We start from the raw sequence: 13890 nt of genomic DNA, 5'->3' as shown, positions 1-13890 counted from the left end.
CCGTGACCGGCCTCGGAGCCTCGCAGCCGACCTCAGAGGGCGCAGCCCTGGCTGTCGACCTGCTGGTTGGCCGTGCGGCCGATCTCGATGTCCTCGCGGATCTCGTCGGCAGTCAGGGCGTAACCGGTGTCCGGGTCGTCGAGGGACTTGGCGAACACCACCCCGTACACCTTTCCGTCCGGGGTGAGCAGCGGGCCTCCGGAGTTGCCCTGGCGGACGGTCGCGTAGAGGGAGTAGACGTCGCGTACGACGGTGCCGCGCTGGTAGATGTCGGGGCCGTTGGCGTCGATACGGGCGCGGACGCGGGCGGAGCGCACGTCGTAGGCGCCGTTCTCCGGGAAGCCCGCGACGATCGCGCTGTCGCCGGTCCTCGCGTCGTCGCCGGTGAACTCCAGGGGCGTGGCCCGGAGGTCGGGGACGTCCAGGACCGCGATGTCGCGCTGCCAGTCGTAGAGGACCACCTTGGCGTCGTACAGCCTGCCCTCGCCGCCGATCTGGACGGTGGGCTCGTCGACACCGCCGACGACATGGGCGTTGGTCATCACGCGGCGCTCGGCGAAGACGAAGCCGGTGCCTTCGAGGACCTTGCCGCAGCTCGGGGCCGTACCCACGACCTTGACGATCGACTTCTTGGCGCGGGCGGCGACCGGGCTGCCCACGAGGGCCGGGTCCGGAGGCTGGACGTCGGTGATCGGCTCGTTGGCGAAGGGGCTGAAGACCTGCGGGAAGCCGTTCTGCGCGAGGACGGAGGAGAAGTCCCGGAACCACGGCGGCGCCTGTTGGGGCATCACCCGGGAGATCCCGAGGAGGACCGAGGAGTTGCGGACCTCCTTGCCGAGGGTCGGCAGCGAGGTGCGGGCCAGCGGCAGGGCGATCAGCCAGGCGACCAGCAGCATGGCCACCACGTTGACCAGGGCACCGCCGGTGGCATCCAGCGCGCGGGCGGGCGACCAGGTGATGTATCTGCGGAGCTTGTTGCCCAGGTGGGTGGTGAAGGCCTGGCCGATCGAGGCGCAGACGATCACGACGACGACGGCCCCGATGGCGGTCGCGGTGGAGACCTCCGCCCCCTCGGTCACCCGGTCCCAGATGATCGGGAGCAGGTAGACGGCGATCAGACCGCCGCCGATGAAGCCGATCACCGACAGGATGCCGACGACGAAACCCTGTCGGTAGCCGATGACCGCGAACCATACGGCGGCGAGCAGCAGCAGGATGTCCAGCACGTTCACCGTCAATAGCCTCGCAGTTTCGTCACCTGGCCCGTCGGGGGTGACGGGGTCCGGGCCGGGCCCGGTACAGCGCAGCAGGACAGCAAGGGTGTCATGCGCGCCAGTCGAGCGGCACCTGTCTCGCCCGGTCCCAGGGGCGTTCCCAGCCCGCGTAGTGCAGGATCCGGTCGATCACTCCGGCGGTGAATCCCCAGACCAGAGCCGATTCGACCAGGAAGGCCGGGCCGCTGTGCCCGCTCGGGTGGACGGCCATGGCCCGGTTGGCCGGGTCCGTGAGATCCGCCACGGGAACCGTGAAGACCCGGGCCGTCTCCGCCGGGTCCACTACCCCGACCGGGCTGGGCGCACGCCACCAGCCGAGGACGGGCGTCACGACGAAGCTGCTGACCGGGATGTAGAGCCGGGGCAGCACGCCGAAGAGCTGGACGCCCCGGGGGTCGAGGCCGGTCTCCTCCTCGGCCTCGCGGAGCGCGGCGCGCAGCGGCCCGGTGGTGGCCTGGTCGCCGTCCTCGGGGTCGAGCGCGCCGCCGGGGAAGGAGGGCTGGCCGGCGTGGGAGCGCAGGGTGCCGGAGCGCTCCATGAGCAGCAGCTCGGGGCCGCGTGCCCCCTCGCCGAAGAGGACCAGGACGGCGGACTGCCTGCCCGCGCCACTCTCGGGCGGCAGGAAGCGGCTGAGCTGGTGCGGGCGGACGCTGCGGGCGGCCTCGGCCACGGGGTCGAGCCAGGCGGGCAGACCGGCGGTGGTCACGTCGACCGCCGTACGGTCCGCCGTGGCCGCCGTATGGTCTGCTGGGGCCGCTGCACGGTCCGCTGCCGCGCGCTCCGTCGCCGTACGGTCCGTCGCGGGGCGCTCGGCCGCCGTACGGTCCGTCGGCGGGTGGTCCGCCGCGGGGCGGTTCACCGCCGTACGGGTGTCGTCCGCGCGGGTGACGGGCGGGCGATTCCCGGATGGCCGGTTCTCGGACATGCCGTTCCCGGGCATGCGGTTCTCGGGCGTGCGGGTGTCCGCGTGTGCGTCGGTCTGCGTGTGCGTCATGGGCACCCCCTCGTTCCCCTGGTTTCACAACGCCTGTCGTCGGCCATTTCGTTCCGAGCCATTCCGTGGTTCGTCGGGCGGGCGCTCGATGCGACGCTCCCTCAGCTCCCTCAGGCGGCCCCCAGCGCGGGAGCGGGCTTGCCCGGGAAGTCCGGGGGCGGGCTGAGCCGCTGGCCCGGATAGCCGCCCATCTCGTACTTCAGCAGTTTCCTGGCCTTCTCCGGGTCGGTCTCCCCCTCACCGTACGAAGGACAGAGCGGGGCGATGGGGCAGGCACCGCAGGCCGGTTTACGGGAGTGGCAGATGCGGCGGCCGTGGAAGACCACCCGGTGCGAGAGCATCGTCCACTCGCTCTTCGGGAAGATGTCGGCGACCACCGCCTCGACCTTCACCGGGTCCTCCTCGTCCGTCCACTTCCAGCGCCTCACCAGGCGGCCGAAGTGCGTGTCGACAGTGATCCCCGGTACTCCGAACGCATTGCCCAGAACGACATTGGCGGTCTTGCGGCCGACGCCGGGCAGCTTGACCAGATCCTCCAGACGGCCCGGGACCTCGCCGCCGAAGTCGTCCCGCAGGGCGGCGGAGAGGCCGAGGAGGGACTTGGTCTTGGCCCGGAAGAAGCCGGTCGGCCGGATCAGCTCCTCCATCTCCTCCGGGACGGCCGCCGCCATGTCCTCGGGCGTCGGATAGGCGGCGAAGAGCGCGGGGGTGGTCTGGTTGACCCTCAGGTCGGTGGTCTGGGCGGAGAGGACCGTGGCGACGAGCAGCTCGAAGGGGTTGCGGAAGTCCAGCTCGGGGTGGGCGTACGGATAGACCTCGGCCAGCTCCCGGTTGATCCGGCGGGCGCGGCGGACCAGCGCGAGGTGCGACTCGCCCTTGGGGACCTTGACGGCCTCGGGGGCCTTGGCCGCTTTAGCTGGTTTAGCCGATTTATTCGACTTGGCGGCTTTGGCCGTTTTGCCCACCTTGGCGGCCCCCGGGGTCTTGGCAGGCGCTTCGGCAGACGCCTTGGTCGGCGCCTTGGCGGCCTTGGCCCTCGTCCCGGACTTCGACGATGTCACTGCGGGCCTCCTGGCCGTCTCGCGGACCGGCTTCCCCGGCCCTCCCAAGGAGCCATTTGCGGCACTCTCCGGGCGAACCGGGGAGTGTTCGCCCACAGCGGAATCGCGCTTCTCCGACACCCCATCAGCCCCTTCGGTCCGCGTTCTCCCCGGCATTCTGGACACCCGGCCAGCCTAGAGCCCGCCACTGACAACCGCCCCGGTCACCGCGTATCCACCCCCGATCGGCCCCCTGCCGTAGGGAACGGCACGCCCGTGCGTCAAACTGGTTTGTGATTGATCGCACTGTTTTACCGTCCGGCATGATGGGGACCACGGTTCCCTGAACAGGCCGACAAGGAGAGAACTCGTGGACGACGTTCTGCGGCGCGCCCCGCTTTTCGCGGCGCTCGATGACGAGCAGGCCGCGGAGCTCCGCGCCTCGATGAGTGAGGTGACCCTCGCGCGCGGCGACGCGCTTTTCCACGAGGGCGACCAGGGTGACCGCCTGTACGTGGTCACCGAGGGCAAGGTGAAGCTCCACCGCACCTCGCCCGACGGGCGCGAGAACATGCTGGCCGTGCTCGGCCCCGGAGAGCTGATCGGTGAGCTGTCGCTCTTCGACCCCGGCCCGCGTACGGCGACCGCCTCCGCGCTGACCGAGGTCAAGCTCCTCGGCCTCGGCCACGGCGACCTGCAGCCCTGGCTGAACGCCCGGCCCGAGGTGGCCACCGCGCTGCTGCGCGCGGTCGCCCGGCGCCTGCGCAAGACCAACGACCAGATGTCCGACCTGGTCTTCTCCGATGTGCCGGGCCGGGTCGCCCGCGCCCTCCTGGACCTGTCGCGCCGCTTCGGCGTCCAGTCGGAGGAGGGCATCCACGTGGTCCACGACCTCACCCAGGAGGAGCTGGCCCAGCTGGTCGGCGCCTCCCGCGAGACGGTCAACAAGGCCCTCGCGGACTTCGCGGGCCGTGGCTGGCTGCGGCTGGAGGCCCGCGCGGTCATCCTGCTGGACGTCGAGCGGCTGGCGAAGCGCTCGCGCTGACGCACGGAGGGCCCGCGCCTGTCGGAGTACGTCCGGTGGGCACGGGCCCCTCACGTTCAAACAGGCCTCTATAGGGGGCCTCTCACGTCGGGCAGGCCTCTATAAGAGGGGGCCTCAGATGAGCCCGTGCCCCGCGAGGTACTCCAGCTGGGCCCGTACCGACAGTTCGGCGGCCGGCCACAGGGAGCGGTCGGCGTCGGCGTAGACCCGGGCCACCACCTCCGACGGCGTACGGTGCCCCGCCTCCACCGCCGTCTCCACCTGGGCCAGCCGGTGTGCGCGGTGGGCCAGATAGAACTCCACGGCCCCCTGGGCGTCCTCCAGGACCGGCCCGTGGCCCGGCAGCACCGTGTGCACCCCGTCGTCGACCGTCAGCGAACGCAGCCGCCTGAGCGAGTCCAGGTAGTCCCCGAGCCGCCCGTCCGGGTGCGCGACCACCGTCGTACCGCGGCCCAGGATCGTGTCGCCCGTCAGCACCGCCCGGTCGGCGGGCAGATGGAACGAGAGCGAGTCGGCGGTGTGGCCCGGCGTCGGGACCACCCGCAGCTCCAGGCCGCCGGTGGTGATCACATCGCCCGCCCCGAGGCCCTCGTCCCCCAGCCGGAGCGCCGGATCCAGTGCCCGTACGTTCGTCCGCGTCAGCGCCGCGAACCGGCCCGCGCCCTCCGCGTGATCGGGATGGCCGTGCGTGAGCAGGGTGAGGGCGACGCGGCGCCCGGACCGCTCCACCGCGTCGACGACGGCCCTCAGATGTACGTCGTCGAGCGGCCCGGGATCGATGACGACCGCGAGATCCGAGTCGGGCTCCGCGACGATCCAGGTGTTCGTGCCGTCGAGCGTCATCGCGGACGGGTTCGGCGCGAGGACGTTGACCGTACGTGCGGTGGCGGGCCCGGAGGACACCACTCCGCGCGGCTGCCCCGGGAGGGCGGCTGCGTCGCTCATGCCTCGCCCCCGTCGTCCTCGCCCGATACGGGCCTGTGAGGGGACACGTGCTTGGTGAACTCGTCGTGCCCCGGCCAGCTCAGCACCAGCTCATCGCCCTCCAGACGGGCCTGCGCGAGTACGGGGGTCAGATCCTGGGCATCCGCCGCCCCGAGCGCCTCGGCGGCCGTCCTGAACGGCGTCAGGGCCCGCAGCGTCGACACGGTGGGCGGCATCATCAGCAGCTCGCCCAGGTCGTAGCGGCGGGCCGCCTCCCCCGGCGCGATCCACACCGCACGGTCCGCCTCCGTGGAGACGGCACGGGTGCGCTGCCCCTCGGGGAGCGCGGCGACGAAGAACCAGGTGTCGTACCGCCTCGGTTCGAACTCGGGCGTGATCCACCGCGCCCAGGCGCCCAGCAGGTCCGAGCGGAGCAGCAGCCCGCGCCGGTCCAGGAACTCCGCGAAGGACAGGTCCCGGGCCACCAGCGCCTCGCGGTCGGCCTCCCAGTCGGCCCCGGTCGTATCGCCGACCACGGTCCCGGCGGTCTCCCCGGCGAGCAGGACCCCCGCCTCCTCGAACGTCTCGCGCACCGCCGCACAGACGATGGCCTGCGCCTCGGCCGCCGTCGCCACGCCGAGCCGGGCGGCCCAGTGCTCCAGGGAGGGACCGGCCCACCCGATCAGCCGGTCGTCGTCGCGCGGATCGACACCGCCACCCGGATAGGCGTACGCACCCCCGGCGAACGCCATGGAGGTCCGCCGGCGCAGCATGTGCACGACGGGGCCGGGCGTCGGGGCCCGGTGCCCCGGATCGCGGAGCAGCATCACGGTGGCGGCCTGCCGGGGCGTCACGGCCGTCAGCTCACCGGCGGCGAGCGCCCGGATCCGGTCGGGCCATTCCGGGGGGTACCACTGACCTTGGGACATGGCCGGAGGCTATCCGGAACCGCGCCGATGTTCGAGAGGCACCGTGATCATCACAGCGCCGCGACACGGACCGACACGCGCCGTACACACGACGATCCCGCCCGGCCACGGGGACCGGACGGGATCGGAGAACGTACGAGGAGAACGTACGAGGAAGACGTGCGAGAAGGGGCCCTCAGGCCTCGACGAGTTCGACCTGGACCTCGACCTCGACCGGCGCGTCCAGCGGCAGCACGGCGACGCCCACGGCGCTGCGCGCGTGCACGCCCTTGTCGCCGAGGACCGCGCCCAGCAGCTCGCTCGCACCGTTGATCACGGCGGGCTGCCCGGTGAAGTCGGAGGCCGAGGCGACGAAGCCCACGACCTTCACGACGCGCTTGATCCGGTCCAGATCGCCGGCGACCGACTTCACGGCGGCCAGGGCGTTGAGCGCGCAGGTCTTCGCCAGCTCCTTGGCCTCGTCCGGCGTCACTTCGGCGCCGACCTTGCCGGTGACGGCGAGCTTGCCGTCCACCATCGGGAGCTGCCCCGAGGTGTAGACGTACACCCCGGACTGCACGGCCGGCTGGTACGAGGCCAGCGGCGGCACGACGGCGGGCAGGGTCAGGCCCAGCTCCGCGAGCTGTGCCTCGACGGCGCCCGCCACTACGCCTTCTCCCGCTTCAGGTAGGCCACGAGCTGCTCGGGGTTGTTCGGCCCGGGCACGACCTGGACCAGCTCCCAGCCGTCCTCGCCCCAGGTGTCCAGAATCTGCTTGGTCGCGTGCACGAGAAGGGGCACGGTCGCGTATTCCCACTTGGTCATGGGCCTGACTGTAACGCCTGGCACCGACGGTCCCGTGCGTAGCCCGGGGCCGGACTGGTTAGGCTCGAATACGTGAGCAGGTTCCAGGTCGTCAGCGGCAAGGGCGGTACCGGTAAGACCACGGTCGCCGCCGCCCTCGCGCTCGCCCTCGCGACCGAGGGCAGGCGCACCCTCCTCGTCGAGGTCGAGGGCAGACAGGGCATCGCGCAGCTCTTCGGTGCCGACGCGCTGCCCTACGAGGAGCGCAGGATCGCCGTCGCGCCGGGCGGCGGCGAGGTGCACGCGCTGGCGATCGACGCCGAGCAGGCGCTCCTCGACTACCTCCAGATGTTCTACAAGCTCGGCGGCGCGGGCCGGGCGCTCAAGAAGCTCGGCGCGATCGACTTCGCCACCACCATCGCGCCCGGGGTCCGGGACGTTCTGCTGACCGGCAAGGCGTGCGAAGCCGTACGCCGCAAGGACAAGCAGGGCCGGTACGTCTACGACCACGTGATCATGGACGCTCCGCCGACCGGCCGGATCACGCGCTTCCTGAACGTCAACGACGAGGTCGCGGGGCTGGCCAGGATCGGCCCGATACACAACCAGGCCCAGGCCGTGATGCGGGTCCTGAAGTCCCCGAAGACCGCGGTCCACCTGGTGACCCTGCTGGAGGAGATGCCGGTCCAGGAGACCGCGGACGGCATCGCCGAACTGCGCGCCGCCGACCTCCCCGTGGGCCACGTCATCGTGAACATGGTCCGCCCGCACGTCGTCGACGAGGAGACCCTGCGCACCGCCGCGACCGGCCGCCGCAAGGAGATCGCCAAGACGCTGACCCGCGCCGGAGTGACCGGCTCCGCCGCCCTCGTACGGCCCCTGATCGAGCAGGCCGCCGAGCACGCCCAGCGCGTCGGCCTGGAGCGCGAGCAGCGTGCCGTGCTGGCCGGCCTCGGCCTGCCGACCGCCGAGCTGCCGCTGGCCGACGACGGGGTGGACCTCGCCGCCCTGCACGACCTGGCCACGGAGCTCCGTAAACAGGGCGTGGGGGAAGGGGCGGATTCATCAGGGGGGACGGATTCATGAGTACGGGCACCGGCACGGGCAGCGGCATCAACACCGGCACAGAACCCGGCACCCGCACGGGAAGCGGCACCGGCACTGGCACGGAGGGGCTTCCCGGGCTGGACACCGACGCGCTGCTCGACGACCCGGGGATCCGGATCATCGTCTGCTGCGGCTCCGGCGGTGTCGGCAAGACCACGACCGCCGCGGCCCTCGGCGTACGGGCGGCCGAGCGCGGCCGGAAGGTCGTCGTCCTCACCATCGACCCGGCCCGCCGGCTCGCCCAGTCCATGGGCATCGACCAGCTGGACAACGTCCCGCGCCGGGTCGACGGCATCGCGGGCGACGGCGAACTGCACGCCATGATGCTGGACATGAAGCGGACCTTCGACGAGACCGTCGAGGCCCACGCGGACGCCGAGAGGGCCCGCGCGATCCTGGAGAACCCCTTCTACCAGTCCCTGTCGGCCGGGTTCGCCGGTACGCAGGAGTACATGGCGATGGAGAAGCTCGGGCAGCTGCGGGCGCGCGACGAGTGGGACCTGATCATCGTCGACACCCCGCCCTCGCGCTCCGCGCTGGACTTCCTGGACGCGCCCAAGCGGCTCGGCTCGTTCCTGGACGGGAAGTTCATCCGGCTGCTGATGGCGCCCGCGAAGGTGGGCGGCCGGGCCGGGATGAAGTTCCTCAATGTCGGTATGTCGATGATGACCGGGACGCTGGGCAAGCTGCTCGGCGGCCAGTTCCTGCGGGACGTGCAGACGTTCGTCGCCGCGATGGACACCATGTTCGGCGGCTTCCGCAGCCGCGCCGACGCCACGTACAAGCTGCTCCAGGCCCCCGGTACGGCGTTCCTCGTGGTCGCGACCCCGGAGCGGGACGCGCTGCGCGAGGCCGCGTACTTCGTGGAGCGGCTGGCGGCGGAGGACATGCCGCTGGCCGGTCTCGTCCTCAACCGGGCGCACGGCAGCGAGGCGTCCCGGCTCTCCGCCGAGCAGGCGCTGACCGCCGCAGAAAATCTTGACGACGCCCGCATTGTGGATCAGGCGACCGGGAAGGCTGGCCTTGGTGACCGGGAGACCCCCGCCCCCTCGGCCGCCCACCCCGAAACCGCCGCGCCGCTCTCCCCCGAGCACGGACATGAGCACGACGACTCCACGCACGACCACGAGACCGCGTACGAGCACGAGACCAGGCACGAGCACGACGACTCCACGTACGAGCACGACCACGCGAACCGGCCCGAGAAGAAGCACGCGAAGAGCACCGAGAACGCCGATGACTCCGATGACGCGGACAGGACGACGGACGACGGCTCGACCACCGAAGGCGGCGCCGACGCATCCGGCACGTCCACCGAAGCCGACGAAGCCCCGCTGGACATCGACGAACTGACGGCCGGTCTGCTGCGTCTGCACGCCGAGCGCATGCAGGTGGTCGCGCGCGAACAGCACACCCGCGACCGCTTCACCGAGCTGCACCCCGAGGTCCCGGTGACCGCGGTGGCGGCGCTGCCGGGCGATGTGCACGACCTGGACGGCCTGCGGGCCATCGGCGACCGACTGGCGACCGGTTCCTCCCCGGCCCCGGCCGGAGCGGCGTAGACCTCGGCCCCCCGCGCTCCCGTACTCCGCAGTCCCGACGATCAGCGGGCATCCTGCCCTGATCAGCCGGCAGCCCTGATCCGATCAACCGGCAGCCCTGCCCGAGCTGCCCGCCCTCCGGGGCTGCCTGCCCCTCCGAACCGCGCGGGCGCCTAGCCCACCGCGGCGTACGTCTCCTGAAGCTCGTCGTCCTCCAGCCCGATCACCGCGGGCAGCATGCCGGTGGACCGCTCGTACTCACTGCGTGCGGTCTCCAGCAGGCGGCGCCAGGACGTGACGGTGGGCCGGCGGCGCAGCAGTGCGCGGCGCTCCCGCTCCGTCATTCCGCCCCACACGCCGAACTCGACGCGATTGTCCAGCGCGTCGGCCAGGCACTCGGTCCGCACCGGGCATCCGGTGCACACCGCCTTGGCCCTGTTCTGCGCTGCCCCTTGTACGAACAGTTCATCCGGATCGGTAGTGCGGCAGGCTGCCTGCGCACTCCAGTCGGTTACCCAGCCCATGCCGGCGCCGTCCTCTCCCGAATCGAGGCTCCCCCACGGCGGTAGCGGCATATTCACCGCTGCCAGTTGAGGACGTTACGGAAGGCGGGGACAGCACAACACCCCCTTCGGGCCCAATCTTGAATGGTCCGAACGGACTATGCGTATGCGGCAGATCACCCAGGGGAGTGAGGGGAAGACATGCACGACTAACGCCGCGAAATCGGGACAGTACACCCGAATGGCAAGGGGCGTTCAGTGACACACGGGGCGATTTCGGGAGCGCCGCGATGTGCGATTCACCTGTGCGTCGGCCGGGAGAAGAATGACCAGAAGAGGTGCATGGGGTTGCAGGGGGGTTGATACGGAACCGGACAGCTGTGACAGTTGAGAGCAGCTTAGGCCAAGGCCTGTCCGCCTGTCCGGCGAATGACAACGTCGGCACGAGAACGCGGACGCCTGCCGTCATGGCCATGCGGCCCCATCCATGCCTCCGAAGCGGCCACATCCGTGCCTCCATGCCTCCATGCCTCCGAGGCGGTCACCCCCGGTCTCGGGTGCGGTCACCCCCGCCGGATGTCACGGTCTGGTACGCGAACGCTCCGAGGGCCCCCCGTTCCTACAGAACGCTCATCACTACGGATTAGGCTGCCCTCATGCCAAAGAAGCGCTCGGGCGGGGGTCTCACCACGACCCAGCAGGCCGCCAAGTTCCTCGGTGTCGCCGCGCTCTCCGGAGCTGTCCTGGCAGGCATCGCGCTGCCCGCGGCCGGAGCGTTGGGGCTCGCCGCCAAGGGGACGGTCGAAGGGTTCGACGAGATCCCCTCCAACCTGAAGACTCCGCCGCTCAGCCAGCGGACCACGATCCTGGACCGCGACGGCGGTGCGATCGCGACGGTCTACTCCCGCGACCGGACGGTGGTCCCGCTCAAGGACATCTCCCCGTACATGCAGGACGCGATCATCGCGATCGAGGACTCCCGCTTCTACGAGCACGGGGCGGTCGACCTCAAGGGCATCCTGCGCGCGATGAACCGCAACGTACAGACGGGCGGGACCGCGCAGGGCGCGTCGACCCTCACCCAGCAGTACGTGAAGAACGTGTTCGTCGAGGAGGCGGGCGACGACCAGGAGAAGGTCGCGCAGGCCACCCAGCAGACGATCGGCCGCAAGGTCCGCGAGCTGAAGTACGCGATCCAGGTCGAGGAGGAGCTGGGCAAGAAGAAGATCCTGGAGAACTACCTCAACATCACGTTCTTCGGGCAGCAGGCGTACGGCGTCGAGGCCGCGTCCCAGCGCTACTTCTCCAAGCGCGCCAAGGACCTGAAGCTGGAGGAGGCCGCGCTGCTCGCCGGCATCGTCCAGTCACCGACCCGCTACGACCCGGTCAACGACACGGAAGAGGCCACGAAGCGCCGCAACACCGTGCTGGCCCGGATGGCCGCCACCCGCGCCATCACGCAGGCCGAGGCCGACAAGGCCATGGAAACCCCGATCAAGCTGAAGGTGAGCAAGCCGAAGAACGGCTGCATCACGGCCGTCAGCGGTTCCGGGTTCTTCTGCGACTACGTACGCAAGACGATCCTGACCGACCCGGCGTTCGGCGAGACCGAGGAGGAGCGCTCCAAGCTCTGGAACCTCGGCGGGCTCACCATCAGGACCACGCTCGACCCGCGCGCCCAGCAGGCCGCCAACCAGGCCGCGACCGCCCGGGTGAACAAGGACGACAAGTTCGCGGCCTCCGTGGTCCAGGTGCAGCCGGGCAGCGGCAAGATCCTCTCGATGGGCCAGTCCCGCCCGTACGGCCTGGATCAGAAGCAGAACGAGACCGTGCTCAACCTCGCCGTCAGCAACAAGATGGGCGGCAGCACGTACGGCTTCCAGGTCGGCTCGACGTTCAAGCCGTTCACCGCGGCGGCGGCGCTGGAGAAGGGCATCGGCCCGGAGACCTCGTTCTCGACGGACTGGAAGATCACCCTCCAGGAGAAGGACTTCCGGAACTGCTCCGGCTCCCCGGCGGGCTACGCGGAGTGGCCCCTGCAGAACGAGCTGGAGTCCGAGACCGGCTCCTGGGACATGACCAGTGCGCTCGGCAAGTCCATCAACACCTACTTCGCGCTGCTGGAGCAGAAGGCCGGCCTCTGCGAGACCGTGGAGATGGCGAAGAAGGTCGGTTACGAGCGCGGCGACGGCAAGAAGATCGTGGAAGCGCCCTCGATCACCCTCGGCAGTGAGGTGAGCACCCCGCTCTCCATGGCCTCCGCGTACGCCGCGTTCGCCAACCGGGGCACGTACTGCACGCCGATCGCCATCGAGTCGATCACCGACCCGAACGGCAAGAAGCTCAAGGTCCCCCAGTCGGCCTGCTCGCGGGCGATGAGCGAGAAGACGGCGGACACCATCAACCAGATGCTCAAGGGCGTGGTGGAGGACGGCACCGGTACGCAGGCGGGGCTGAGCGACCGGGACAACGCGGGCAAGACGGGTACGACGAACGACCGCAAGGACGCCTGGTTCGTCGGGTACACGCCGAACCTCTCGACCGCGGTGTGGGTCGGGGACGACATCGGCGAGAAGAGCTCGATGTTCAACGTCACCATCGGCGGCCAGTACTACCCGAAGGTCTGCGGCGGCTGCCTCCCCGGCCCGATCTGGAAGATCGCCATGACCGGCGCGCTCGACGCCGCCGAGACCCCCTCGTTCAATCCCGTCTCCGTCCCCCGGGCGAAGGAGAAGGAGGACAAGGAGAAGGGTGACGGCGACCGTGAGGGCGGCCGTGGCGGCGATGGCGACCGCGAGGACGGCAAGCCCGGCCGCGACCGGACGCCCGGCATCCAGCTCCCGCCCGGCCTGATCGGCGGCCCCGGCGGCGGCGAGGACCAGGACCAGCGGGGCGGCGGCAGGTCCGGCCCCTGAGCCGGAGACGTACGTACGAAAAGGGGGCGCCCCGGTCGAAGGACCGGGGCGCCCCCTTTTCGTCTCCCTCGGTGGGCCGGGCGGCCTGAGGGGCTGGGCTTGAGTGGCCCTTGAGGGGCTGGGCTTGAGGGGCTCGGCAGCCTTCCACACCGGGCTCGGCAGGCCGGCTTCCCTGCCGGGCTGAGCCCGCGAGGAACTCCAGCAGTCTCGGCTTCCTGACGGACTCGGCCCGCAAGGAACTCCGGCGGTCTCGGCTTCTCTACCGGGCTCGGCCCGCGGGGAGCTCGACAGACTCAGCCTTCTGCCCCCTGACGGACTCAGCCCGCGAGGAGCTTCTTCACTGCGGCGGCGACGCGGCCGCCCTCGGCGAGACCGGCCACCTTGGGGTTGACGATCTTCATGACGGCGCCCATGGCACGCGGCCCCTCGGCTCCGGCGGCCTTGGCCTCCTCGACGGCGGACGCCACGATCGCGTTCAGCTCGTCGTCGGTGAGCTGCTTGGGCAGGTACTGCTCCAGCAGCTCACCCTCCGCCTTCTCCCGCTCCGCCTGCTCGGCCCGGCCGCCCTGGGCGAACGCCTCCGCCGCCTCACGGCGCTTCTTCGCCTCCTTGGCGATCACCTTCTGCACCTCGTCGTCGGAGAGCTCGCGCGCCGACGTGCCGCTGACCTCTTCCTTCGTGATCGCGGTGAGGGTGAGCCGAAGGGTGGACGAGGTCAGCTCGTCACGCGCCTTCATGGCCGTGTGGAGGTCTTCCTTGAGCTTGGACTTGAGCGTGGTCATGCCGTGATTGTGACAGGTACGGGGCGTACGCCGCCCTCCGGTTTTCCTCGGGC

At 70.8% G+C, this 13890-nt stretch carries 13 protein-coding genes; 4 read left to right on the top strand and 9 right to left on the bottom strand.

Annotated features, from left to right (window positions below; genetic code table 11):
* Positions 1–32: 32 nt before the first annotated feature.
* The 3 genes from DJ476_RS18985 to nth all read right to left on the bottom strand — a co-directional run bounded on the left by DJ476_RS18985 (position 33) and on the right by nth (position 3329).
* The gene (locus DJ476_RS18985; protein ID WP_070204527.1) at positions 33–1232 is read right to left on the bottom strand and encodes a MarP family serine protease; all 1200 of its coding nucleotides are present in this window, start codon (positions 1230–1232) and stop codon (positions 33–35) included.
* A gap of 91 nt (positions 1233–1323) precedes the next feature.
* Positions 1324–2268, bottom strand: a complete 945-nt coding sequence (locus DJ476_RS18980) for an NUDIX hydrolase (RefSeq protein ID WP_404827518.1) — start codon at positions 2266–2268, stop codon at positions 1324–1326.
* Between the two features lie 110 nt (positions 2269–2378).
* On the bottom strand, positions 2379–3329 hold the full coding sequence (gene nth, locus DJ476_RS18975) for an endonuclease III (protein WP_318294741.1): 951 nt from the start codon (positions 3327–3329) through the stop codon (positions 2379–2381).
* 349 nt (positions 3330–3678) lie between these two features.
* Between nth and DJ476_RS18970 the strand changes: the two genes are divergently transcribed.
* Positions 3679–4353, top strand: a complete 675-nt coding sequence (locus DJ476_RS18970) for a Crp/Fnr family transcriptional regulator (protein ID WP_003967450.1) — start codon at positions 3679–3681, stop codon at positions 4351–4353.
* Between the two features lie 114 nt (positions 4354–4467).
* Here DJ476_RS18970 and DJ476_RS18965 read toward each other — a convergent pair whose 3' ends face one another.
* From DJ476_RS18965 to DJ476_RS18950, 4 genes are all read right to left on the bottom strand, one after another.
* Complete coding sequence (locus DJ476_RS18965) at positions 4468–5298, bottom strand: MBL fold metallo-hydrolase (protein WP_112491110.1); 831 nt, start codon at positions 5296–5298, stop codon at positions 4468–4470.
* The gene (locus DJ476_RS18960; protein WP_112491109.1) at positions 5295–6206 is read right to left on the bottom strand and encodes an NUDIX hydrolase; all 912 of its coding nucleotides are present in this window, start codon (positions 6204–6206) and stop codon (positions 5295–5297) included. The genes DJ476_RS18965 and DJ476_RS18960 overlap by 4 nt, the downstream gene beginning before the upstream one ends.
* Before the next feature lie 175 nt (positions 6207–6381).
* Positions 6382–6852 carry a RidA family protein gene (locus tag DJ476_RS18955; RefSeq protein WP_018489474.1) on the bottom strand — a complete coding sequence of 157 codons (471 nt, stop codon included), beginning with the start codon at positions 6850–6852 and terminating at the stop codon, positions 6382–6384.
* The gene (locus DJ476_RS18950; RefSeq protein ID WP_003967454.1) at positions 6852–7010 is read right to left on the bottom strand and encodes a DUF4177 domain-containing protein; all 159 of its coding nucleotides are present in this window, start codon (positions 7008–7010) and stop codon (positions 6852–6854) included. Before DJ476_RS18950 ends, DJ476_RS18955 begins: the two co-directional genes overlap by 1 nt.
* A 72-nt stretch (positions 7011–7082) precedes the next feature.
* Between DJ476_RS18950 and DJ476_RS18945 the strand changes: the two genes are divergently transcribed.
* Both DJ476_RS18945 and DJ476_RS18940 read left to right on the top strand, forming a co-directional pair.
* A complete protein-coding gene (locus tag DJ476_RS18945; protein ID WP_112491108.1) occupies positions 7083–8075 on the top strand; it encodes an ArsA family ATPase in 993 nt (330 codons plus the stop codon).
* Positions 8072–9658, top strand: coding sequence for an ArsA family ATPase (locus DJ476_RS18940; protein ID WP_318294740.1), 1587 nt, complete (start codon positions 8072–8074; stop codon positions 9656–9658). Before DJ476_RS18945 ends, DJ476_RS18940 begins: the two co-directional genes overlap by 4 nt.
* A 152-nt stretch (positions 9659–9810) precedes the next feature.
* Here DJ476_RS18940 and DJ476_RS18935 read toward each other — a convergent pair whose 3' ends face one another.
* Complete coding sequence (locus DJ476_RS18935) at positions 9811–10161, bottom strand: WhiB family transcriptional regulator (protein ID WP_018489477.1); 351 nt, start codon at positions 10159–10161, stop codon at positions 9811–9813.
* Between the two features lie 635 nt (positions 10162–10796).
* Between DJ476_RS18935 and DJ476_RS18925 the strand changes: the two genes are divergently transcribed.
* The gene (locus tag DJ476_RS18925; RefSeq protein WP_103417945.1) at positions 10797–13055 is read left to right on the top strand and encodes a transglycosylase domain-containing protein; all 2259 of its coding nucleotides are present in this window, start codon (positions 10797–10799) and stop codon (positions 13053–13055) included.
* A gap of 317 nt (positions 13056–13372) precedes the next feature.
* Here DJ476_RS18925 and DJ476_RS18920 read toward each other — a convergent pair whose 3' ends face one another.
* Positions 13373–13837, bottom strand: coding sequence for a GatB/YqeY domain-containing protein (locus DJ476_RS18920; RefSeq protein ID WP_019762656.1), 465 nt, complete (start codon positions 13835–13837; stop codon positions 13373–13375).
* Positions 13838–13890: the final 53 nt, after the last annotated feature.

This window comes from Streptomyces bacillaris, from assembly GCF_003268675.1.
Taxonomy (GTDB): domain Bacteria; phylum Actinomycetota; class Actinomycetes; order Streptomycetales; family Streptomycetaceae; genus Streptomyces; species Streptomyces bacillaris.
Note: the sequence above shows the minus strand (reverse complement) of the source record. Positions and strands in the feature narration are given on the sequence as shown.